Raw genomic sequence first — 22,992 nt, forward strand, 5'->3', positions numbered from 1 at the left:
GACTACTCCGCCGCTTCCAGCTTCGCGATGCGGCGGCTTTGCTTCGCCTGCTCGTCATAGTCGCGCTGCCATTCCGACGGGCCGTTGGATGCACCCACCTGCACCGCGGTCACCTTGTATTCCGGGCAGTTGGTCGCCCAGTCGGAGAAGTCGGTGGTGATGACGTTGGCCTGGGTGTCGGGATGGTGGAAGGTCGTATAGACGACGCCCGGCGACACCCGCTCGGTGATCAGCGCGCGCAGCGTCGTCTCGCCGGAGCGGCTGGTCAGCCGCGCCCAGTCGCCGTCGCGCAGGCCGCGATTTTCGGCGTCGTGCGGATGGATCTCCAGCCGGTCCTCGCTATGCCAGACCACGTTGTCCGTGCGCCGGGTCTGCGCGCCGACATTGTATTGCGACAGGATGCGGCCGGTGGTCAGCAGCAGCGGGAAGCGCGGCCCGGTCCTCTCGTCGGTCGCGACGTATTCAGTGCGGATGAACTTGCCCTTGCCGCGCACGAAGCCGCCGATATGCATGATCGGCGTGCCTTCCGGCGACTTCTCGTTGCAGGGCCACTGCACCGAGCCCACCCGGTCGAGAAGGTCGAAGGAAACGCCGGCGAAACTCGGTGTCGTCTTGGCGATCTCGTCCATGATCTGCGACGGATGCGTGTAGTTCCAGCCGAGGCCGAGCGCCTTGGCGAGCTCCTGCGTCGTTTCCCAGTCGGCATAGCCGCATTTCGGCTCCATCACCTTGCGCACCATGTTGATGCGGCGCTCGGCATTGGTGAAGGTGCCGTCCTTCTCGAGGAAGGTCGAGCCGGGCAGGAACACATGCGCGTAATTGGCCGTCTCGTTGAGGAAGAGGTCGTGCACGACGACGCATTCCATCGCGGCGAGACCCGCCGCGACATGCTTGGTGTCGGGGTCCGACTGCAGGATGTCCTCGCCCTGCACATAGAGCCCCTTGAACGAGCCGTCGACAGCTGCATCCAGCATATTGGGGATGCGCAGGCCGGGCTCGTGGTCGAGCTTGACGCCCCACAGGCTCTCATAGATGGCGCGCACGGCGTCGCCTGAGATGTGGCGATAGCCGGGAAGCTCGTGCGGGAACGAGCCCATGTCGCAGGAGCCCTGCACATTGTTCTGGCCGCGCAGCGGGTTCACGCCGACGCCCGGCCGGCCGATATTGCCGGTCGCCATGGCGAGATTGGCAATGGCGATGACGGTGGTCGAGCCCTGGCTGTGCTCGGTCACGCCGAGGCCGTAATAGATCGCGCCGTTGCCGCCGCGGGCGTAAAGCCGCGCCGCGCCGCGTATGTCGTCGGGATCGACATTGGCGAGCTGGCCGACGACTTCCGGGCTGTTTTCCGGCAGCGCCACGAACGATGCCCAGTCCTGGAACTCGTCCCAGTCGCAGCGCTCGCGGATGAAGGCTTCGTCGAACAGGCCTTCGGTGACGATGACATGGGCAAGTGCGGTCAGCATGGCGACGTTGGTGCCCGGCTTCAGCGGCAGATGGAACTGCGCCTCGACATGGGCCGAGCGCACGATGTCGGTGCGGCGCGGATCGAGCACGATCAGCTTGGCGCCCTGGCGCATGCGCTTTTTCATGCGCGAGGCGAACACCGGATGCGCATCGGTCGGATTGGCGCCGATCAGCAGGATGACGTCCGTCTGCTCGATCGAATCGAAGTCCTGCGTGCCGGCGGAGGTGCCGAAGGTCTGGCCGAGGCCATAGCCGGTCGGCGAATGGCAGACGCGGGCGCACGTGTCGACATTGTTGTTGCGGAAGCCCTGCCGGACCAGTTTCTGGACGAGGTAGGTCTCCTCGTTGGTGCAGCGCGAGGAGGTGATGCCGCCGATCGAGGTGCGGCCGTACTGGTACTGGATGCGGCGGAATTCATTCGCCGTATGGGTGAGCGCCTCTTCCCACGACACTTCGCGCCACGGATCGCTGACCCGCTCGCGGATCATCGGCTTCAGGATACGGTCCTTGTGCGTCGCGTAGCCATAGGCGAAGCGGCCCTTGACGCAGGAGTGGCCGTGGTTGGCCTTGCCTGCCTTGTAGGGCATCATGCGGATGACCTCGTCGCCCTTGACCTCGGCCTTGAACGAGCAGCCGACGCCGCAATAGGCGCAGGTGGTGACGGTTGAGCGCTCGGGCAGGCCTTTGGCCAGCACGGTCTTTTCCCTTAGCGCATCGGTCGGGCAGGCCTGCACGCAGGCCCCGCACGAAACGCATTCGGAATCGACGAACGCCTCGTGCATACCGGCCGAGACCCTGGATTCGAAGCCGCGGCCCTCGATGGTCAGCGCGAACGTGCCCTGCACCTCCTCACAGGCGCGCACGCAGCGCGAGCAGACGATGCACTGCGCCGGATCGTAGGTGAAATAGGGGTTCGATTCATCGCGGGCGATGTAGTCGATGGTCAGCGAGCCATGGCCGGGCGCCACGCCGTTTTCCTGTTTGACGTGGTTGCGGCCGTCCACACCATAGCGGTTCTCGGTCAGACCGACCGTCCTGGCGACCTTGTCGAACTCGCTGGCGCCGGTGCCGGCCTTCTCGCCCCACGCCGCCGGGTGGTCGGAGACGTAGAGTTCCATCACGCCGCGGCGGATGGCGTCTAGCCGGTCGCTCTGCGTATGCACGACCATGCCTTCGCCGACCGGCGTCGTGCACGAGGCCGGCGTGCCGCCGCGACCATCGATCTCGACGAGGCAGACCCGGCAAGAGCCGAACGAGTCCAGCATGTCGGTGGCGCAGAGTTTCGGGATTTCGACGCCCGCTTCCATCGAAGCGCGCATGATAGAGGTCCCCGCCGGCACCGTTACCGACTTGCCGTCAACCGTCAGCGTCACCTGCTGTTCAGCGTCGGAGGCGGGCGTGCCGTAGTCGATTTCCTGGACCAGCGATTTGATGTCGAATGCCGCGTTCATGCCTGTCCGCTCCTATTCCGCTGCTTCGGCGACCGGCGTCGGCCGAAAGTCGTCCGGGAAATGGTTGAGTGCACTCATCACTGGATATGGGGTGAAGCCGCCGAGAGCGCAAAGCGAGCCGAACTTCATCGTGTTGCAAAGGTCGGTGACCAGCGCGATCTGCTTTTCCGGTTCGACGTTCTGGGCGAGCCGGTCCAGCACCTCGACGCCGCGCGTCGAGCCGATGCGGCACGGCGTGCACTTGCCGCAGCTCTCGATGGCGCAGAATTCCATGGCAAAGCGTGCCTGCTTCAGCATGTCGGCGCTGTCGTCGAAAACGACGATGCCGGCATGGCCGATCAGCCCGTCCTTGGCGGCAAACGCCTCGTAGTCGAACGGCGTGTCGAACAGGGCGCGCGGGAAATAGGCGCCGAGCGGGCCACCCACTTGCACCGCCTTGACCGGACGCCCGGTCGCCGTGCCGCCGCCGATGTCGTCGACGATCTCACCCAGCGTCATGCCGAACGCGGCCTCGTAGAGACCGGGATACTTGACGTTGCCGGCAATCTGGATCGGGATGGTGCCGCGCGAACGGCCGATGCCGAAATCCTTGTAGAAGGCGGCGCCCTTGTCCATGATCACCGGCACCGAGGCCAGCGAGATGACGTTGTTGATTACCGTCGGCTTGCCGAACAGGCCCTTGTGCGCCGGCAGCGGCGGCTTGGCCCGCACCTGTCCGCGCTTGCCTTCGAGGCTGTCGAGCAGGGCCGTCTCCTCGCCGCAGACATAGGCGCCGGCGCCGATGCGGACTTCCATGTCGAATGAATTGGCCGAGCCGAGCACATTGACGCCGAGCACGCCGGCCTTGCGGGCGATCTCGACGGCCTTCTGCATCACCGCCACCGCATGCGGGTATTCGGAGCGGATATAGATGAAGCCCTTGGTCGCGCCGGTGGCGATGCCGGCGATCGCCATGCCTTCGATCAGCACGAAGGGGTCGCCTTCCATGATCATGCGGTCGGCGAACGTGCCGGAATCGCCTTCATCTGCATTGCAGACGATGTATTTGCGGTCGGCCGACGTATCGAGCACCGTCTTCCACTTGATGCCGGTCGGGAAGCCGGCGCCGCCACGACCGCGCAGCCCGGACTCGGTCACCTGCTTGACGACGTCGGCCGGCGTCATCGCCACTGCATTCTGCAGGCCCTTCAGTCCGCCATGCGCCTTGTAGTGGTCTAGCGACAGCGGATCGGTGACGCCGCAGCGCGCAAAGGTCAGCCGCGTCTGCCTGGCAAGGAACGGGATCTTGTCCGGTGCGCCCAGCCAGCGCTTGTGGTGGCCGCCGGTGAGGAAGCCGCAGTCGAACAGGCTTTTGACGTCGGAGGGCTTCACCGGCCCGTAGGCGACGCGGCCAGTGGCTGTCGCCACTTCGACCATCGGCTCGAGGAAATAGGCGCCGCGCGAGCCGTTGCGCACGATCTTGGCCTCGATGCCGCGCTCGGCCAATTCCGCCCGAACCGCCTTGGCGACCTTTTCCGCACCCAGCGCCAGCGCGCCGGAATCGCCGGGAATGTAGATACGCGGGATCATGAGCGCACCTCGGCAACGATTTCATTGAGCTTTTCGTCATCGAGCCGCCCGATCACCTCGCCGTCCAGCATCGCCGACGGCGAGCAGGCGCAAAGGCCGAGGCAATAGACCGGCTCCAGCGTCACCGAACCGTCGCGGGTTGTCTCGTGAAAACCGATGCCCAGCAATTGCTTGAGCTTGGCGGCAATCGCATCCGAACCCATCGACTGGCAGGCTTCCGCCTGGCAAAGCTTCAGCACATGCCGGCCGGCCGGCTGGCTGCGATAATCATGATAGAAGGTGACGACGCCATGCACCTCGGCCCTGGAGATGTTCAGCGCCTCGGCGATGACCGGCAGCGCCTCCTGCGGCACATAGCCGAACTCTTCCTGTATGCCGTGCAGGATCGGCAACAGCGGGCCTTCGAGGCTTTTTAGCTCGTGGATGATCGCCGCCGTGCGCGATGCGATCTCGGTACTTGCAGGCTGCATCGTCATGCAGCGCCCTCCCTGGTCGTGGCGGTCTTCCGCTAAGTGCTTAGGAAATCAGAGGAAACCCGCTAAATCAATAAAGCCGATCCGTTGCTCGATAGAAATTTTCTATCGTTGGCGGTCACCAGCATTTTCTAGCCTAGCGACGGGCGCGGAAATCGTCCGCCAGCGCCATTGCCTCGTCCAACAGCGCCGAGACCAGCGGCGTGTGCGGCTCGCGCGGCGCCGCCACCAACCCGACGGTGTGGCTGGCATCCGGCTCGACGATCGGGATAGCCCGGATCGGCTCGGAAAAGCCGAACGTTTCCGCAAGGTTAAGCGGCATGATCGACGACCATTTGCCGGTGCGGATATGCGAAAACAGCACGATCATCGAGTTGGATTCCAATGTCGGCCGCACCTGCACGCCGGCTTCGGCCAGATGCTGGTCGATGATGCGGCGGTTCTGCATGTCCGGCGTCAGCAGGCAGAGCGGCAGCTGGCTGAGTTCCGCCCATGTCACTTTGTCGCGGTCGAAATAGGGGTTCCCGACCGCGGTGATCAGCTGGTAGCGCTCGTCGTATAGCGGCACGCTGGTGACGCGCCCGAGCGGCTCGTTATCGAGATAGGTGATGCCGGCGTCGATGTCGAAATTGCCGAGCAGCGACAGCACCTCGATCGAGGTCCGCGACAGCACCGAAAAGGTGACGCCGGGGTGCTTTGCCCGAAACGGTGTCGTCAATCGCGCCACCATGGCGAGCGCCGTCGGGATCGCCGCGATACGGATGCGCCCCGACAGGCCGTGGCGTGCCGCCCGCATCTCTTCGCGCATGGTCCTGCTGTCGCCGACGATGCGGCGCGCCCAAACCAGCACCTGCTTGCCTTCCGGCGTCAGCCCCTGGAAGCGCGAGCCGCGCAGCACCAGCATCACGCCGAGCTGGCCCTCCAGCTGCTTGATGCCGGCCGAAAGCGTCGGTTGGGTGACGCCGCACACCTCCGCCGCCCGGCCGAAATGTTCTTCCCTGGCAAGTGCTATGAAGAATTCCAGCTTGTCGATCATGCCGTCGGGAGCCTGTCACGGACGCTGTGTCCGATCGTAGCGCGCAACGTCGTGGAAATCGCCTTCGGCCGCAAGCCGCCTCTGTAAATCGTCCGCATCCACATCTTTCAGCCTGCTTACTGTTTCCCGCGATGGAATGCGGCGCTATGTGGATGAGACGGGTCGTGGACTGGACACGACGGGAGACCGAACATGCTGGGCTGGTTCCGCAAGCTTTTGCCGCGCGAAGATCGCTTCTTCGACCTGTTCGAGCGGCATTCCCGCACCGTGGTCGGCGGCGCCGAGGCACTGCAGCAGCTTTTGCAGGGCAACGACATCGACCGCTGGTGTCAGACGATCATCGATCTCGAGGACGAAGCCGACCAGATCACGGCGGAAGTGCTGCTGGCCGTGCGCCGCTCCTTTATCACGCCCTTCGATCGCGGCGACATCAAGGACCTGATCCAGTCGATGGATGATGCCATCGACATGATGCACAAGACCGTCAAGACGGTAAGGCTGTTCGAAAAGAAGGAATTCGACCCGCTGATGCAGGAAATGGGGGGCGTCATCGTCGAGGCCGCCAAGTTGGTGGCCGAGGCGATCCCGCTGCTCGGCAAGGTCGGGGCGCATACGGTGCGCCTCAATGCCATCGCCGAGGAAGTCATGCGCGCCGAAGGCCGGGCCGATGACCTGCACGAGCAAGGCCTGAAGGACCTGTTCAAGCGGCACGGCCGCAGCGACCCGATGGCCTATCTGATCGGCAGCGAGATTTACGGCCAACTGGAAAAGGTGGTCGACCGCTTCGAGGACGTCGCCAACGAAATCAGCGGCATCGTCATCGAGAACGTATAGTGGAAGCCGCAATAGCCTTTCCCGTGCTGGTCGGCCTTGTCGTCGTCGCGCTGTTCTTCGATTTCCTCAACGGCCTGCATGATGCCGCCAACTCGATCGCCACCATCGTCTCCACCCGGGTGCTGCGGCCGCATTATGCGGTGTTCTGGGCGGCTTTCTTCAATTTCATCGCCTTCATGTTCTTCGGTCTTCACGTGGCGGAGACGCTGGGAACCGGCATCATCGACGCCAGCATCGTCACGCCGGCAGTGATCTTCGCAGCACTTGTCGGCGCCATCGTCTGGAATATCGTCACCTGGCTCGTCGGCATCCCGTCCAGCAGCTCGCACGCGCTGATCGGCGGTTTGGTCGGCGCCGGCGTTGCCAAGGCAGGCACCGGCGCCATCGTCTGGGCCGGGTTGGGCAAGACCACGGCGGCCATCGTGCTATCGCCGGCGGCAGGCTTTCTGCTGGCGCTCGTCTTGATCCTCGCGGTCTCCTGGCTGTTCCTGCGGCAGACACCATTCGCCGTCGACAGCACCTTCCGCGTCATGCAGTTCTTTTCCGCCTCGCTCTATTCGCTCGGCCATGGCGGCAACGACGCGCAGAAGACCATGGGCATCATCGCCGTGCTGCTCTATTCGCAAGGCATGCTCGGCGCGCATTTTTACGTGCCGCTGTGGGTCGTCATCACCTGTCAGTCGGCGCTGGCGCTGGGCACGTTGCTCGGCGGCTGGCGTATCGTCCACACAATGGGCTCGAAGATCACCCGGCTGAACCCGATGCAGGGTTTCTGCGCCGAGACCGGCGGAGCGATCACGCTGTTTGCCGCCACCTGGCTCGGTATTCCGGTATCGACTACCCATACGATCACCGGCGCCATCATCGGCGTCGGCGCCGCCCGCCGCGTCTCCGCCGTTCGCTGGGGCATTGCCGGCAACATCGTGGTGGCATGGATCGTCACCCTGCCGGCAACCGCGGCGATCGCGGCTCTCACCTACCTTGCGCTCGGCCTGGCAAGGTGACAGCACCGTAGCACTGCGCGGCAGGCGATGCGCCGTATCTACCTATCCACAAGGTTCAGGATGTTGCCGTCCGGATCCTTGAACCATGCGACCTTCATGCCCTGACCGACATGAACGTCACCCTCCAGCGTCAGGCCTGGCATGTCGTAATGCTCGAAGGTCACGCCCTTCGATTTCAATGCCTCAACGATCTTGCCGAGTTCATCGCCGACCGTCCAGGTCACAGCTGTCGCCTTGTTGGTTCCAGCGAAGTTCGAACGGTAGACGTTGATGCTGGTATCGCCGCTTTTATAGACGATCAGTTCGCCACCTTCATTGTGCACCTCTTTCAGGCCGAGCACCCCTTCGTAGAAAGCCCTGGCCTTGGCCAGGTCCTTCACAGCGAGATTGGCCGTTGCGTTGCTGTTTGCGAGCATGGTTCGTCTCCTTCCCTGGCGGTCATTCCCTGTCCATTGAAATAGGCTGCGTTGACGATTTGGCGACGGCCACTCCCACTGGAAATGCCGTCATATGGTCGCCGCCTCCCTGATACGCTGCTGCAACTGTTGGTCCATTGCTTGGTTCTGTTCCGGAACTGCATTATCTGGAGCGGAAAAGTAGAGGAAAGAACTCATGCCCGCCGCTAATGAAAACGTGACCAAGGAAATCGTTATCGAGCGCCTGAAGACGGTCAATGGGCCGGATTTCACCGGCAATATCGTCGACCTCGGCCTGGTTTCCGAGATTTTCATTGCCGATGCCAAGGTGTTCTTTTCGATCACCGTTCCCGCTGCCCGTGCCCAGGAGATGGAACCGCTGCGTGCGGCGGCCGAGCGCGTCGTCAAGGCGATTCCCGGTGTTGCCGGCGCCGTGGTCGCGCTGACGGCTGAAAAGAAGGGCGGTGGCATGGAGGCGCCGGTTCCGCAAAGACCGGCTCAGAGGCCCGCTCCGCCGGCCGCACCTGCGCGTCCCGCGCCGCAGGCGCCCGCCTCGCACAGCCACGGCAAGCGCGGCGTACCCGGCATCGAGGCGATCATCGCCGTCGCTTCCGGCAAGGGCGGCGTCGGCAAGTCGACCACCGCCGTCAATATCGCCCTTGGGCTTGCCGCCAACGGGCTGCGGGTCGGTGTGCTCGATGCCGATATTTATGGCCCTTCCATGCCGCGTCTGCTCAACATTCGTGGCAGGCCGCAGACCGTCGACGGCAAGATCCTGAAGCCGATGCAGAACTATGGCCTCAAGGTCATGTCGATGGGCTTCCTCGTCGATGAGGAGACGCCGATGATCTGGCGCGGGCCGATGGTGATGTCGGCATTGACGCAGATGCTGCGCGAGGTCGAATGGGGACCGCTTGATGTGCTCGTCGTCGACATGCCGCCCGGCACCGGCGACGCCCAGCTGACCATGGCCCAACAGGTGCCGCTGGCTGGCGCCGTCATTGTCTCGACGCCGCAGGACCTGGCCCTGATCGATGCGCGCAAAGGCCTCAACATGTTCAGAAAGGTCGACGTGCCGCTATTGGGTATAGTCGAAAACATGAGCTATTTTCTCGCCCCCGATACGGGAAAACGCTACGACATCTTCGGCCATGGCGGCGCGCGCCGCGAGGCCGAGCGTCTCGGCGTCACCTTCCTTGGCGAAGTGCCGCTCGAGATGGGCATCCGCGAAAGCTCCGATGCCGGCACGCCGGTGGTGGTCTCGAAACCCGATGGCGCCGAGGCGAAAATCTACCGCGACATCGCCGCCAAGGTCTGGGACCGCGTCAATGAAGAGCGCGGCGCGGCCGAGGCTGCGGTGCCGAGCATCGTATTCGAGTGATACGGATGTCCTCCCCCAAGTGGACCTGAGGGGTAGGGTGGCCGGAAGGGCGGGGTGAGGTCCGTGGCGACGCGCTCCGACTTTTCCGGATGGCGGGCTGACAAACCACGATCCCGTCTAGCGCGGAGGCAGATGTATGTCTTTCGTACCAAAGAGCGGATTCGGATGGCGCGTGCCCCTTGCCTGCTCCCGCGCGTTGTCATATCGATTTGTCATACAAATACGGAGACCACGATGGCAGGCGCCCCCACCCACAAGAAAAAATTTCGCTCGCAGGAGTGGTTCGACAATCCCGACAATCCGGGCATGACGGCACTCTATCTGGAACGTTACCTGAATTACGGGCTGACGCGGGCCGAACTGATGTCCGGCAAGCCGCTGATCGGCATCGCCCAGACCGGCTCGGACCTGTCGCCCTGCAACCGCCATCACATCGAACTGGCCAAGCGCGTGCGCGAAGGCATCGTCTCGGTGGGTGGCATTCCTTTCGAGTTCCCTTGCCACCCGATCCAGGAGACCGGCAAGCGGCCGACTGCTGCACTTGATCGCAACCTTGCCTATCTCAGCCTGGTGGAGGTGCTCTACGGCTATCCGCTCGACGGCGTGGTGCTCACCATCGGCTGCGACAAGACGACGCCGGCCATGCTGATGGCCGCGGCCACCGTCAACATTCCGGCTATCGCGCTTTCGGTCGGCCCGATGCTCAACGGCTGGCACAAGGGCAAGCGCACCGGCTCCGGCACTATCGTCTGGGAATCGCGCCAGCGCCTGTCGGCCGGCGAGATTGGCTATGACGAGTTCATGGATATCGTCGCCTCCTCGGCGCCGTCGACCGGCTATTGCAACACGATGGGCACCGCAACCACGATGAATTCGCTGGCCGAGGCGCTCGGCATGCAATTGCCGGGCTCGGCCGCTATCCCCGCCCCCTATCGCGAACGCGGCCAGATCGCCTACGAGACCGGAAAGCGCATCGTCGACATGGTGCATGAGGATTTGAAGCCCTCCGACATCATGACCCGTAAGGCCTTCGAGAACGCCATCGTCGTCAACTCGGCGATCGGCGGCTCGACCAATGCGCCGATCCACCTCAACGCCATCGCCCGCCATCTCGGCGTACCGCTCGACAATGACGATTGGCAGAAGGTCGGCCTCAACATACCGCTCATCGTCAATCTGCAGCCGACGGGCGAATATCTTGGCGAGGACTATCACCATGCCGGCGGTGTGCCGGCCGTGGTCGCCGAACTGATGAAGGGCGGCCTGCTGCCCTATCCGGAAGCCATGACCGCTAACGGCAAGACCATCGGCGACAATTGCAGCGGCGCCGTCAACGAGAACCTCGACGTCATCCGCACGGTTGCCGAGCCGCTGAAAGCCAATGCCGGCTTCATCAACCTCAAGGGCAATCTGTTCGATTCGGCGATCATGAAGACTAGCGGCATCTCGCCCGAATTCCGCGAGCGCTATCTGTCGAACCCGAAGGACCCCGAAGCGTTCGAGGGCAACGCCATGGTCTTCGACGGTCCCGAGGACTATCACGCCCGCATCGACGACCCGGCACAGGGCATCGACGAGCACACCATCCTGTTCATGCGCGGCGCCGGCCCGATCGGCTATCCCGGCGGCGCCGAAGTCGTCAACATGCAGCCGCCTGCCTATCTGATCAAAAAGGGCATCCACGCGCTGGCCTGCATCGGCGACGGTCGCCAGTCGGGCACGTCGGGCTCGCCATCGATCCTCAACGCCTCGCCGGAAGCCGCCATCGGCGGCGGCCTGGCGCTGCTGAAGACCGGCGACCGCGTCCGCATCGACCTGCGCAAGGGTACCGCCGACATCCTCGTCAGCGACGACGAGATCACGCGGCGCCGCGCCCAGCTGCAAAACAAGGGCGGCTATCACTATCCGAAGCATCAGACGCCCTGGCAGGAAATCCAGCGCGGCATGGTCGACCAGTTTTCCGAAGGCATGGTGCTGAAGCCGGCGGTGAAATACCAGGATGTGGCTCATACGAGCGGCGTACCGAGGGACAATCACTGACCAGGATCCGTCGCATGAGGCGGCCGTCAGGTCGCCAATGTTGTGGTCACCTCATTTCTCCCCGTTAACAGCCCGCTAACGGGGAGAAATGCCCGGCACAGGGTTGGACGCGGTCATTTGTCAAAAGCGATTGCGCCCGCGAGAACGGGAATGCTTGACAAGCGGGCGTGACAAATCCACGATCATCGCAAGGGGTGCATCGCGACGACCCCGTGAGGCGTCAGCCCAACGTTCGCGTCCAAGCTTCTCATTCAAGGAGGTGGACGCCATGCCGTCAACAACCGCTATCACCGTGTCGCAACTGTCCCGTCTGATTGGGCTGCCGGGTGCACCCGCAATCATCGACGTCCGCATCGATGATGACTACAACGACGATCCGCGCCTGCTGCCGGGGTCGGATCGTCGTGATTTCAGGACTGTCTCGAACTGGGCTGCCGACTTCACCGGCAGGCAAGTGACAGTCGTCTGCCAGCAGGGAAAAAAGCTCTCGCAAGGCGTAGTCGCGTGGCTGCGGTACGAGGGCATTGCCGCCGAGTCGCTCGACGGCGGGTTTGAAGCATGGCGCGATGCCAAGGGCCTTCTCGTTTACGCCGACAAGATGCCGCCCGTCGATGCCAAGGGCCGCACCGTTTGGGTAACGCGTACGCGCCCGAAGGTCGACCGCATCGCTTGCCCCTGGCTGATCCGGCGCTTCATCGATCCTCACGCGGTCTTTCTCTTCGTCGAGCCGGCCGAAGTGGCGGCCGTCGCCGATCGCTTTCAGGCCGTGCCTTTCGACATCGAGAACGTGTTCTGGAGCCACCGCGGAGAACGCTGCACTTTCGACACCATGATCGAGGAGTTCGGGCTTAGATCCGAAGCGCTCGATCGCCTGGCCACGATCATACGCGCTGCCGATACTGCCAGCCTCGATCTTGTTCCGCAGGCGGCCGGGTTCCTGGCCGCCTCGCTTGGCCTGTCGCGGATGTTTCGCGACGATCTGGAGCAGCTCGAGGCCGGCATGCTGCTTTACGATGCGTTCTTCCGCTGGTGCCGCGATGCCACCGAGGAGACGCATAACTGGCCGGCGGCCGGCGCAGTCAGTCTCGGCGCAGGCAAACCATCGTGAGCGCCGTCCTTTCGAAAAAGCCGGCGGAGATCCGGGAGCCCGCTGTGCCGAGCTTCCGGGAGGCCGTGAAGGTCTGGGCGAAAATCGGCGTGCTCAGCTTTGGCGGCCCGGCCGGGCAGATCGCGCTCATGCACAAGGAACTGGTCGAGGAACGGCGCTGGATCGGCGAACAGCGCTTCCTGCATGCGTTGAACTACTGCATGCTGCTGCCTGGCCCCGAGGCCCAGCAACTCGCCATCTATATCGGCTGGCTGCTGCACAAGACGGTCGGCGGCCTTGTTGCCGGCATTCTCTTCGTCGTGCCGGGCGCGCTTGTCATGCTCGTCCTCAGCAGCCTCTATGCGCTCTATGGCGATCTACCACTCGTCGCGGCGCTGTTTTTCGGGGTCAAGGCAACGGTGCTCGCCATCGTCATCGAGGCGGTGATCCGGATCGGCAGACGCGCGCTGAAGAACCCCGTCATGGTGTCGATCGCACTCGCCGCCTTCATCGCTATCTACGCGTTGAACGTACCGTTTCCGCTGATCGTCCTGCTTGCCGGCCTGGCAGGCTGGATCGGCAACCGTAGTGCGCCGGCATTTTTTTCAGGGGCATCGCAGGGCAAGGGCGATGTTCCCGACATCAAGGGCGCGGTCGATCTGATGTTCGAGCGCGGTGAACTGACCCACGTCAGGCCGACGCGATGGCATGCGCCGCGCACTTTGGCGATCTGGCTGCCGATCTGGCTGGGGCCTGTTCTGCTGGTCTGGGCTGTCACCGGTCCTGCCAGCGTTTGGACGCAAATCGGTGGCTTCTTCAGTGTCATGGCGGTCGTCACCTTTGGCGGCGCCTACGCCGTGCTTGCCTATGTCGCGCAGGCAGCGGTCGAGTCCTTCGGCTGGCTCGCACCCGGTGAAATGGTCGACGGCCTTGGGCTTGCCGAAACCACGCCCGGCCCGTTGATCCTGGTCTTGCAGTTCGTCGGTTACGTTGCCGCCTTCCGCCACTCCGGCGCGCTTGCTCCGCTGCTCGCCGGCGCGCTTGGGGCATTGCTCACATTGTGGGCGACATTTGCGCCGTGCTTCTTGTGGATATTCCTTGGCGCGCCCTACATCGAAGCGCTGCGCGGCAACAAGGCGCTGTCGGCGGCGCTCGGCGCAATCACCGCCGCCGTCGTCGGCGTCATCATGAATCTCGCTCTATGGTTCGGCTTGCACGTCATCTTCGGCGAAGTGCGCAATGTCGGGCTTGGAATGGACGTGCCGGTGCTTTCATCGATAGACTGGCGCGCGGCGCTGCTTTCCTGTGCCTCGATGATCGCCATTCTGAAGCTGAAGATCGGTATGCTGCCGACGCTCGCCGGATCGGCGCTGGCCGGTGTCTTGTTGCTGGCGGTAAGTGGGTAACGCTCAGCCGCCCATTCTGCCGCGCGGCAGCTTGATCATATCGCCGAAGCGGGCGCGCAATTTGTCGTCGACCGGCTTCGGCACATGGCGCGGGAAGCGTTCGGCAAGCACGCGTTTCTTCTCGATGATCGCCCGCTGCAGGATATCGGGCCTGCCTTTCTCATTCCATTCCTTCGGCGAAAAGCGGTCGCCGACGGCCGGATAGAAATATTCGGTCTGCATCAGCCGCAGCGTCTGCTCGTTGCCGAGATAATGGCCCGGGCCCTTCAGGCAGACATCGGCAATGGTGTCGATCGACAGCGATTCGTCCGTCACTTCGATGCCGCGCACGCAGCGCAGGCAGTGGCCGAGCATGTCGTTGTCGATGATCAGGCTCTCAAGGCAAAAGCCGAGCAGCGAGGCGTGCATGCCGGCCGATTCATAGACCAGGTTGAGGCCGGCAAGACCGGCCATCACGTCGGTTATGCCCTTTTCGTAGCCGGACTGAATGTCAGGCAGTTTCGAATCTGTCATGCCGGCGGCCGAACCGCCCGGCAGGTCGTAAAATTGCGCCATCTGCGCGCAGGCCGCGGTCAGCACCGCCTGCTCGGCCGAACCGCCCGACATGGCGCCGGTCCGGAGATCCGAGACAAACGGCCAGGTACCGAAAATCGCCGGATGGCCTGGCTTGATGGCGTTGACATAGATGAGGCCGACGAGCACTTCGGCGACCGCCTGCACGACGGCGCCGGCAATCGCCGCCGGTGCCGTCGCACCCGCCTGGCCTGCCGACAGCAGCAGGATCGGGATGCCGCCCTCGACGCAGGCCTCGAGCACGCCACAGGCGTCCTCGGCGAACTTCATCGGCGGCACGACGAAGCAGTTGGAATTGGAGACGAAAGGCCGCGCGCGAAAATTCTCTTCGCCGCCCGCGATCGCATAGAGCATGTCGAGCGCCGGCTTGACGTTCTCACGCACGGTAAACGAGGTGCCGACATGCTTCGACGTGCCCATGACGCAGGCGTAGAGCGTGTTGAAATCCATATCGAGCGGGTCGGGAATGTCGCGCGGCACCATCGGCCGCTGGAAGAAATGGATGTTGTCGAGCCCTTCGACCAGGCGCGCGGCATCGTAAATATCCTGCAGCAGCGACTCGCGATACTCACGCTTTTCGACATCGACGAGATGCACCGCAGCACCAGCTGTGCCGTAATGCACACGCTTGCCCTGGATCACCATGTCGTGCTTCGGATCCTGGCCGTGGAGGGTGAAATGGCGCGCCGCTTTCTTGATGGTGTCGAGCACAAGGCCGCGAGGAAAGCGCAGGCGGCCGTCCTCACTGAAGGTCGCGCCGGCCTTGGTCAGCGCCTCGATGCAGGAGGGGATGGCGTTGGCGAAGCCGACCGTCTCCAGAAGGGTAAGCACGGCCTCGTGGATACGTTCGCAATCATTGCCGCTGAGCGGGCTGTAGCTCCCGCCTTCGAGGCCGGCGCGCACCGGCTTCACGTCGTCGGCGAGCGGTGCCGCCCGCATGGCGCGGCGCGCCTCGCGCCCGCCGGACCGCCGCGAACGCTGGTCTGCGGACACGTCCTGCTTCTCATGGGCCACTGGCATGAAGGCACTCCAACTTAGCTGCGGAGCGGGCGCGGCGGTTGGTCCACCATCTGCCTGCTTCGTCCCCTATACGCCGACTATGCCGCCGGCATTGGCACAGCCTATGTGCCAGCCGGTCCCGTCGCATATGCCAAGGTGCTAAAGAACCGGAGCCGCACAACATGCGCCGGCTCCGATCGGGGAAGGGAGATCAGGCCGCTGCCGGCCTGCGCCCAGCTGCCGTCGCCAGTTCGCGGATGCCGGGTTCGATGTGCTGCAAAGCGATCGAGGAAATGCCCAAGCGCATGAAACGCGATGGTTTTTCAGTGCGGTCGAAGAAGCGGTCGCCAGGCTCGATGATGACGCTGCGCGAGGCTGCGGCCTCCGCCAGTCCGCGCGAATCGGTGCCGCGCGGCCCCTCGAGCCAGAGCGACGTACCGCCGGCCGAATCGGTCGAGCGCCATTCCGGCAGGAAGGCGGAAATCGCATGGACCAGACGCTTGCGCCTCTCGTCGAAGGCACTCGACAGCCGCCGCACCAGCGCTTCGTGATGGCCGAGCGACAGGAACAACGCGACGGCGCGCTGGTTGTTCGCCGGCGGATGGCGCAGCATGAAGCGGCGCAGCGCCCGAAGCTCGGAGATCAGCCCGGCCGAGGCGACGATGTAACCGAGCCTGAGGCCGGGAGCCAGCGTCTTCGACATCGAGCCGACATAGACGACGCGGCCGGAGCGATCGAGGCTCTTCAGCGCCTGCTGCGGCGCCTCGTCCAGGAGTTGGCTGTCATAGCCGTCCTCGATGATGATCTGGTTGTGCCGGTTGGCACGCGCCAAAAGATCCTGCCGACGCTCTGCCGACAGCGGCACCATGGTCGGGCAATGATGGCTGGGCGTGACGAAGACGAAGCCGGAATCATTGGGAATGGCCGAGGTTACGATGCCGGAGTGGTCGACCGGAACCGGCTGGATCTCGGCGCCGGCCAGCCGGAAGATCGAACGCGCATCGGGATAGCCCGGGTCCTCCATCGCCAGCTTGGAGCCCTTGGTCATCAACAGCGTCGCCAGCATGTAAAGCGCGTTCTGCGCGCCCAGCGTCACGATGATCTCGTCCGGATTAGCGAAGATGCCGCGTCGCGGCAGCAGCCGTGCCTGGATCTGCTCGATCAGGAGCGGATCGTCGCGGTCGACCATGTCAGACGCCCAGTTGCGGATTTCGAGCACCGCCAGCGCCATGCGGTTGCACTCGCGCCATTCGGCGGTCGGGAACAGCGCCGGGTCGAACTGGCCGTAGACGAAGGGGTAGGACGACTTGATCCAGTTGTCGTGCTTGGCCGGCGGTGGCATGTCGCTCGCCGCGATCTGCCGGCGCGCCTTCCAGTCGATCTCATTGGCCTGGTCGGGCGCCTTCTGGTGCGGTTTGGCTGGCGTCGCCAGCACTTCGGGATTGACAAAATGGCCGCGGCGCTCGCGCGCCACCAGGAAGCCCTGGTCGACCAGCTGCTGGAAGGCCAGCACCACGGTGCCGCGCGCTACGCCGAGTTTTTCGGCAAGAATCCGGCAGGACGGAAGCGGCATGGAAGCCGCGATCTGCCGGTCGAGGATGGCGGCGACGATCGCCTGACGGATCTGCGCCTGCAGGGTCTGACCGGATTCCGCCGAAATCCGGAACAGGCCGGACCATATGGCCGTGTCGTTTCGCTGTGGCATGGGAGATGTTCCTCGATGGCCAGCTTTTTTCACTTGGCTGGACCAGTCGAATGTACCGGTGGCACAAGGTGTTGCGCCAATCAATTTTTCTGATCGCTGGGATTTATGCCAGTGATCCTTTGCGCCGGCCCACGCTGCGCTGCGGCATCGCTGCGCATTGAAACAGATGGAATTCGACCCGATAGTTTGCCGCGACGACACGCGCCGGAAACATCCGGCCTGATAAGATGCACCTCAAGAACCGGAGCGAGGCAGTGGATCAACCGTCCTTTCAAAAGCAGCTCGACGCATTGCGCGATCATCGTGCGGCCAAATCGGGCTCGATGCGCGAGGCTTTCGCCGCCGATCCGCAGCGCTTCGAGAAATTCTCCGCCAGCGACGGCGACCTGCTGCTCGACTGGTCGAAATGCGCGGTCGATGCGCGGACGATGGAGTTGCTGGAGAAGCTGGCTGAGGCCGCCGACCTCGAAGGCCGGCGCGATGCGATGTTTGCTGGCAAGAAGATCAACGTCACCGAAGGCCGCGCCGTGCTGCACACGGCGCTGCGCAACCTGACCGGCAAGGGCATCGTGCTCGACGGCCAGGACGTGAAGGTGGAAGTCCTTGCCGTACTCGACGCGATGGGTGCCTTCGCGGACGCGGTGCGTTCCGGCAAGGCGGCCGGCGCGACCGGCAAGAAGATCACCGACATCGTCAACATCGGCATCGGCGGCTCCGATCTTGGCCCGGCCATGGCGACGCTGGCGCTGGCGCCCTATCACGACGGGCCGCGCGCGCATTACGTGTCCAATATCGACGGTGCCCACATCCATGACACGCTGAAGGGTCTTTCCGCCGAAACCACCCTGTTCATCATCGCCTCCAAGACCTTCACCACGGTCGAGACGATGACCAATGCCGAGACGGCGCGCGGATGGGTCGAGAAGGCGCTCGGCAAGGAAGCGGTCGGCAAGCATTTCGCCGCCGTCTCGACGGCGCTCGACCTGGTCGCCAAATTCGGCATCGCGCCCGATCGCGTCTTCGGCTTCTGGGACTGGGTCGGCGGCCGCTATTCCGTCTGGGGCGCGATCGGCCTGCCGGTGATGATTGCCGTCGGCCCGCGGAATTTTCGCGCCTTTCTCGACGGCGCCCATGAGATGGACGAGCATTTCCGCACCGCGCCGCTGCCAAAGAACCTGCCGGCGCTGATGGGGCTGATCGGCTGGTGGCACCGGGTGGTCTGCAAATACCCCGCTCGCGCCGTCATCCCCTACGATCAGCGTCTGTCCAGGCTGCCGGCCTATCTGCAGCAGCTCGACATGGAATCGAATGGCAAGAGCGTCACCCTGGACGGCGGCGCTGTAACGACGCCGACCGGCCCGCTGGTCTGGGGCGAGCCCGGCACCAATGGCCAGCATGCCTTCTTCCAGCTTCTGCATCAGGGCACCGATTTCATTCCGGTCGAATTCCTTGCCGCTGCCGTGGGCCACGAGCCGGAACTGAAGCATCACCACGACCTTCTGCTCGCCAATTGCCTGGCGCAGTCGGAAGCCTTCATGAAGGGCCGCACGCTTGAGGAAGCCCGCGCGCAGATGCTGGCGAAAGGCATGAAGCCGGCCGATGTCGACAGGATTGCTCCGCACCGCGTCTTCTCCGGCGACCGCCCCTCGGTGACGATCCTCTACAGGAAACTCGACCCCCACACGTTCGGACGGCTGATTGCACTCTACGAGCACCGCGTCTTCGTCGAAGGCACGCTGTTCAACATCAACTCCTTCGACCAGTGGGGCGTCGAGCTTGGCAAGGAACTGGCGACCGGGCTGCTGCCCGTCGTTGAAGGCAAGGAGAACGCCGCAAAGCGAGATGCCTCGACTGCCGGACTGGTGGAATACATTCACCGCTTGCGCGGCCCGGAGTGAAAAGCTTGGCGGACATCAAGGGAATATTGTTCGACAAGGACGGCACGCTCGTAGATTTCAATGCGACATGGCTGGGCATCGCCGATTTCATGGCGATGGACGCGGCCGAAGGCGATCGCTGGAAAGCAGACAGGCTGCTTGCGGCGGCGGGCTTCGACTTCGCCACCAAGCGCTTCAAGCCGGATTCGATTTTTGCCTCCGGTACCAACATGGACGTCGTCGAGCTGTGGTTTCCACGGCTGTCCGACGAGGACCAGATGCTTGCCGTTGCCCGCTTCAACGCCATCACTTCGGCGCAGGGATCGGCAATGGCGGTGGCGCTGCCGGGTGTGGTCGAGACGCTTGGCCTGCTTCACAGAAAATCCTACCGGCTTGGCGTCGCCACGAACGACTCGACCAGCGGTGCGGAAAAGACCTTGGTCACGCTGGGCGTCGCGCAGCTTTTCGACGCCGCCTATGGTTACGATGCGGTGGCCAATCCAAAACCGGCGCCGGATACGATCCTTGCCTTCTCGGACCTGACAGGGCTCAGGCCGGCGACGATCGCAATGGTCGGCGACAATCGCCACGATCTGGAGATGGCGCGGGCCGGCGGCTGTGGCCTGGCGATTGGCGTGCTGTCCGGCACCGGCACACGTGAATCGCTGTCGCAGATCGCCGACGTCATCCTGGATTCAGTTGCCGATCTGCCCGATTTTCTTTCCGCCCGAGTCAGCGCGACGGTCTAGACTCGCAGCTGGCTGGTCCGAACGAGAACACGCCGCTCGGCTTCATCGCCGCATTCCTGCCTTCGCCGACATCCGGCACCTCGTATTCGGCCAGCAGGCGAAGCCGCGAGCGGGGCAGATAGGCGCGGCCCGGATCGCCGACCAGCACGGCGATGCCGGCCTCAAGGCAGCGGTCGAGGAAGGGAACGACCCGGCCCGCAAGATCATGGGCGTAAAACAGGTCGCCGACCACCACGACATCCACAGGTGGCGGCGGACCGTTGGTGATGTCCTCGCCGATCGTCGCGATCACGACGCCGTTCGCCGCGGCGTTGAGGCCGAGCGCAACCACACCATTGCGATCGATCTCGGCCGCGACGACCTCGCTGGCGCCGGCTTTTGCCGCTGCGATGCCGACCAGACCCGAACCGGCGCCGAGGTCGAGCACGCGACGGCCGGCCACGGTCTCCGGCCGGTCGAATATGTAGCGGGCGAGCACCGCGCCGCCGGCCCAGACATAGGCCCAGTACGGTGGCTCCGGTTCAGGCCCGTCTTCTTCGGTCGCGTGTTGGCTCCACTCGACAAGCCGCCTGAGTCCGCTTCCCGGATGGGCGGTGTAAAGCCGAATATCGGGAATCGCAGGCACTGCCGCGATCCGCATGTTCGCCCGGATGAACTCTGCCGGGTCCGGACGCGCACCTGTATCCATGGCGTGGGCGTCGGCGATGCAATGACTCAAGCTGCGCCTAGCCCCGCAACGCCCGGCGCAGGATCTTGCCGACCGGTGTCTTCGGCAGTTCGGTGCGGAACTCGATATATCTGGGGCGTTTGTAGCCGGTCAGGTTCTCGCGGCAATAAGCCGTCAGCATCTCGGCGGTCAGTGCCGGGTCCTTTTTGACGACGAACAGCTTCGGCACTTCACCCGAATGCTCGTCCGGCACGCCGATCGCCGCCACTTCGAGTACGCCCGGATGCTGCGCCACCACCTCCTCGAGTTCGTTCGGATAGACGTTGAAGCCGGAAACAAGGATCATGTCCTTCTTGCGGTCGACGATCTTGGTGTAGCCGCGCTCGTCCATGAAGCCCATGTCGCCCGACTTGAAGAAGCCGTCCTCGGTCATCACCTTGGCGGTCTCGTCCGGCCGGTTCCAGTAGCCGGCCATCACCTGCGGTCCGCGGATGCAGATTTCGCCAACTTCGCCGAGCGGCAAATTGTTGCCGTCGTCGTCGCGGATGGCGAGCTCGGTCGAGGGCAGCGGCAGGCCGATCGTGCCGGTGTAAACGCCGTCGCTGAATTTGTTGATGGTTGCCCCCGGCGAGGTCTCGGTGAGCCCGTAGGCTTCGCTGATCGGGCAGCCGGTCAGCGCCTTCCAGCGTTCGGCGATGGCCCTCTGCACCGGCATGCCGCCACCCAGCGTCAGGATCAGCGGCTTGAAATCGAGCTTGCGGAAATCCTCATTGTTGAGCAGCGCATTGAACAGCGTGTTGAGGCCCGGAAAGATGTGGATCGGGTATTTCTGCAGCTCCTTGACGAAGCCGGGAATGTCGCGCGGATTGGGGATGAGGACATTCTGCGCGCCTTGCTGCATGCCTACCAGCACGTTCGCCGTCAGCGCAAAAATGTGATAGAGCGGCAGCGCGCAGAGGAAGTTCATATGGGCCGGCTTCGGTTTGACGGTAAAGGCGTCTTCGGCCCATAACGCGTTCTGCGCGACGTTCGCCAAAATGTTGCTGTGCAAAAGCATCGCGCCCTTGGAGATGCCGGTCGTGCCGCCCGTATATTGCAGGAAGGCGATGTCGTCGGCCACGACCTCGGCGGGTTTGAAGGTCACGCCGGAGCCGGCCTTCAATGCGGCGTTGAATTTGACATGGCCGGGCAGTGACCATGCCGGCACCATCTTCTTGACGCGGCGTACAACGAAGTTGACGATTGGTCCCTTGACCCCGCCGAGCATGTCGCCCATCGAGGCGACCACGACATGCTTGACCGCCGTCCTGGCGATCACCGCCTGCAGGGTGCAGGCGAAATTTTCGAGGATGACAATGGCTTGAGCGCCGGAATCCTTGAGCTGGTGCTCCAGCTCGCGCGGCGTGTAGAGCGGATTGATGTTGACCACGACATAGCCGGCGCGAAGCACTGCCATAATCGCCACCGGATATTGCAGCACATTCGGCATCATCAGCGCGACGCGCGCGCCCTTCTGCAGCCCCGTTGATTGGAGATAGGCGCCGAAGGCGGCCGACTGTTGCTCGAGGTCGGCATAGGTGATCGATTTGCCCATGCAGACGAAGGCCGGCCGATTCGCAAACTGCTTGCACACGGCGACGAGAAAGTCGCCGATCGAGCTGGAGGGCAGGGCGCCAATCTCGGCCGGCACGATCTTTGGGTAACTCTGGAGCCATGGTTTTTCAGGCAGGCCGGCGGCCAGTGCGGTGATCGCCTTCGGTAATCTCTTGGCCGGACCTGCCGGCGGTCGTGGCGCTGTCGGCACTGCCTTCGCCGCCGGCTTGGCGGCAGATTTTGCTGCAGACGCCGTCTTGCCGGTTGCCGGTTTAGCAGCCGTTCCAGCCCCGGTCTTCGCCGCCGGCTTCGCGCTTGCCTTCGCGGTAGCCGTCGGCCTGGCGGCGGCCGCTTTTGGCTTGACCGCTTTCGATGTTGCCTCGGCCTTTGCTTTCGCCGCGTTGGTTGTCTTTGCCGGTTTTGCCACCTGTCGCTCCCTCAATCGTTCTTATTGTGTCGGTACGCTTGCGCGCCGCCGCCCCTGACGAACAAAGGTATCCCACGCTTGCGGCCATGTCCGGAACCTGGGAAATCCAGCACGCTGTCCATCTATCTATGTATTGCCACACGCGGCGGCCGTGCAAGCCTCGCCCACCTGGAGTGCGGCAAGACTTGCTGTCAAACCTCTCGGCCGCGACCGGTTTTTGGACGCGCATCTCTTGAACCGA

Annotated in this window: 17 protein-coding genes; 8 read left to right on the forward strand and 9 right to left on the reverse strand. The window is 63.9% G+C overall.

The features are described from left to right. Window positions 1-2 precede the first annotated feature (2 nt). From fdhF to AC0L2X_RS19030, 4 genes are all read right to left on the reverse strand, one after another. On the reverse strand, window positions 3-2,915 hold the full coding sequence (fdhF, locus tag AC0L2X_RS19015; protein ID WP_473560632.1) for a formate dehydrogenase subunit alpha: 2,913 nt from the start codon (window positions 2,913-2,915) through the stop codon (window positions 3-5). Between the two features lie 12 nt (window positions 2,916-2,927). After that, window positions 2,928-4,484, reverse strand: coding sequence for a formate dehydrogenase beta subunit (locus AC0L2X_RS19020; RefSeq protein ID WP_473560633.1), 1,557 nt, complete (start codon window positions 4,482-4,484; stop codon window positions 2,928-2,930). Further along, entirely contained in the window at window positions 4,481-4,960 is a 480-nt protein-coding gene (locus tag AC0L2X_RS19025) for a formate dehydrogenase subunit gamma (protein ID WP_352488066.1), read from the reverse strand. Before AC0L2X_RS19025 ends, AC0L2X_RS19020 begins: the two co-directional genes overlap by 4 nt. A 133-nt stretch (window positions 4,961-5,093) precedes the next feature. Continuing rightward, complete coding sequence (locus AC0L2X_RS19030; protein WP_023717897.1) at window positions 5,094-5,993, reverse strand: LysR family transcriptional regulator; 900 nt, start codon at window positions 5,991-5,993, stop codon at window positions 5,094-5,096. A gap of 192 nt (window positions 5,994-6,185) precedes the next feature. On the opposite strand from AC0L2X_RS19030, the gene AC0L2X_RS19035 reads away from it, so the two are divergent. Both AC0L2X_RS19035 and AC0L2X_RS19040 read left to right on the forward strand, forming a co-directional pair. Beyond that, on the forward strand, window positions 6,186-6,827 hold the full coding sequence (locus AC0L2X_RS19035) for a DUF47 domain-containing protein (protein WP_254816177.1): 642 nt from the start codon (window positions 6,186-6,188) through the stop codon (window positions 6,825-6,827). Beyond that, on the forward strand, window positions 6,827-7,831 hold the full coding sequence (locus tag AC0L2X_RS19040; RefSeq protein WP_352488068.1) for an inorganic phosphate transporter: 1,005 nt from the start codon (window positions 6,827-6,829) through the stop codon (window positions 7,829-7,831). The genes AC0L2X_RS19035 and AC0L2X_RS19040 overlap by 1 nt, the downstream gene beginning before the upstream one ends. A 38-nt stretch (window positions 7,832-7,869) precedes the next feature. Here the strand turns inward: AC0L2X_RS19040 and AC0L2X_RS19045 are convergent, their stop codons facing one another. Then, window positions 7,870-8,247, reverse strand: coding sequence for a VOC family protein (locus AC0L2X_RS19045; protein ID WP_352448526.1), 378 nt, complete (start codon window positions 8,245-8,247; stop codon window positions 7,870-7,872). A 196-nt stretch (window positions 8,248-8,443) separates the two neighbouring features. Between AC0L2X_RS19045 and AC0L2X_RS19050 the strand changes: the two genes are divergently transcribed. The 4 genes from AC0L2X_RS19050 to chrA all read left to right on the forward strand — a co-directional run bounded on the left by AC0L2X_RS19050 (window position 8,444) and on the right by chrA (window position 14,161). Continuing rightward, the gene (locus tag AC0L2X_RS19050; RefSeq protein ID WP_352488071.1) at window positions 8,444-9,628 is read left to right on the forward strand and encodes an Mrp/NBP35 family ATP-binding protein; all 1,185 of its coding nucleotides are present in this window, start codon (window positions 8,444-8,446) and stop codon (window positions 9,626-9,628) included. A gap of 234 nt (window positions 9,629-9,862) precedes the next feature. Then, window positions 9,863-11,668: an IlvD/Edd family dehydratase gene (locus AC0L2X_RS19055; protein WP_473560636.1), complete on the forward strand. Its 1,806-nt coding sequence runs from the start codon at window positions 9,863-9,865 to the stop codon at window positions 11,666-11,668. Between the two features lie 268 nt (window positions 11,669-11,936). Continuing rightward, window positions 11,937-12,776, forward strand: a complete 840-nt coding sequence (locus AC0L2X_RS19060) for a chromate resistance protein ChrB domain-containing protein (RefSeq protein ID WP_473560637.1) — start codon at window positions 11,937-11,939, stop codon at window positions 12,774-12,776. Next, a complete protein-coding gene (gene chrA / locus AC0L2X_RS19065; protein WP_473560638.1) occupies window positions 12,773-14,161 on the forward strand; it encodes a chromate efflux transporter in 1,389 nt (462 codons plus the stop codon). The genes AC0L2X_RS19060 and chrA overlap by 4 nt, the downstream gene beginning before the upstream one ends. 3 nt (window positions 14,162-14,164) lie before the next feature. On the opposite strand, the gene AC0L2X_RS19070 is transcribed toward chrA, so the two are convergent. Together AC0L2X_RS19070 and pdxR are read right to left on the reverse strand one after the other, a co-directional pair. Further along, window positions 14,165-15,754: a trimethylamine methyltransferase family protein gene (locus AC0L2X_RS19070; RefSeq protein WP_473560639.1), complete on the reverse strand. Its 1,590-nt coding sequence runs from the start codon at window positions 15,752-15,754 to the stop codon at window positions 14,165-14,167. A 190-nt stretch (window positions 15,755-15,944) separates the two neighbouring features. After that, the gene (gene pdxR, locus AC0L2X_RS19075) at window positions 15,945-17,438 is read right to left on the reverse strand and encodes a MocR-like pyridoxine biosynthesis transcription factor PdxR (RefSeq protein ID WP_473600257.1); all 1,494 of its coding nucleotides are present in this window, start codon (window positions 17,436-17,438) and stop codon (window positions 15,945-15,947) included. 254 nt (window positions 17,439-17,692) lie between these two features. On the opposite strand from pdxR, the gene pgi reads away from it, so the two are divergent. Together pgi and AC0L2X_RS19085 are read left to right on the forward strand one after the other, a co-directional pair. Further along, window positions 17,693-19,336, forward strand: coding sequence for a glucose-6-phosphate isomerase (pgi, locus tag AC0L2X_RS19080; RefSeq protein WP_473560641.1), 1,644 nt, complete (start codon window positions 17,693-17,695; stop codon window positions 19,334-19,336). A gap of 5 nt (window positions 19,337-19,341) precedes the next feature. After that, window positions 19,342-20,064: an HAD family hydrolase gene (locus tag AC0L2X_RS19085; RefSeq protein WP_473560643.1), complete on the forward strand. Its 723-nt coding sequence runs from the start codon at window positions 19,342-19,344 to the stop codon at window positions 20,062-20,064. Here AC0L2X_RS19085 and AC0L2X_RS19090 read toward each other — a convergent pair. Together AC0L2X_RS19090 and AC0L2X_RS19095 are read right to left on the reverse strand one after the other, a co-directional pair. After that, window positions 20,048-20,752, reverse strand: a complete 705-nt coding sequence (locus tag AC0L2X_RS19090; protein WP_473560717.1) for a class I SAM-dependent methyltransferase — start codon at window positions 20,750-20,752, stop codon at window positions 20,048-20,050. The two genes, AC0L2X_RS19085 and AC0L2X_RS19090, sit on opposite strands and share 17 nt — an antisense overlap. Window positions 20,753-20,789: 37 nt before the next feature. Next, window positions 20,790-22,751 (reverse strand): long-chain-fatty-acid--CoA ligase, encoded by a 1,962-nt coding sequence (locus AC0L2X_RS19095; RefSeq protein WP_473560645.1) that lies wholly within the window; start codon window positions 22,749-22,751, stop codon window positions 20,790-20,792. Window positions 22,752-22,992: the final 241 nt, after the last annotated feature.

Source organism: Mesorhizobium sp. WSM4828 (assembly GCF_055811175.1).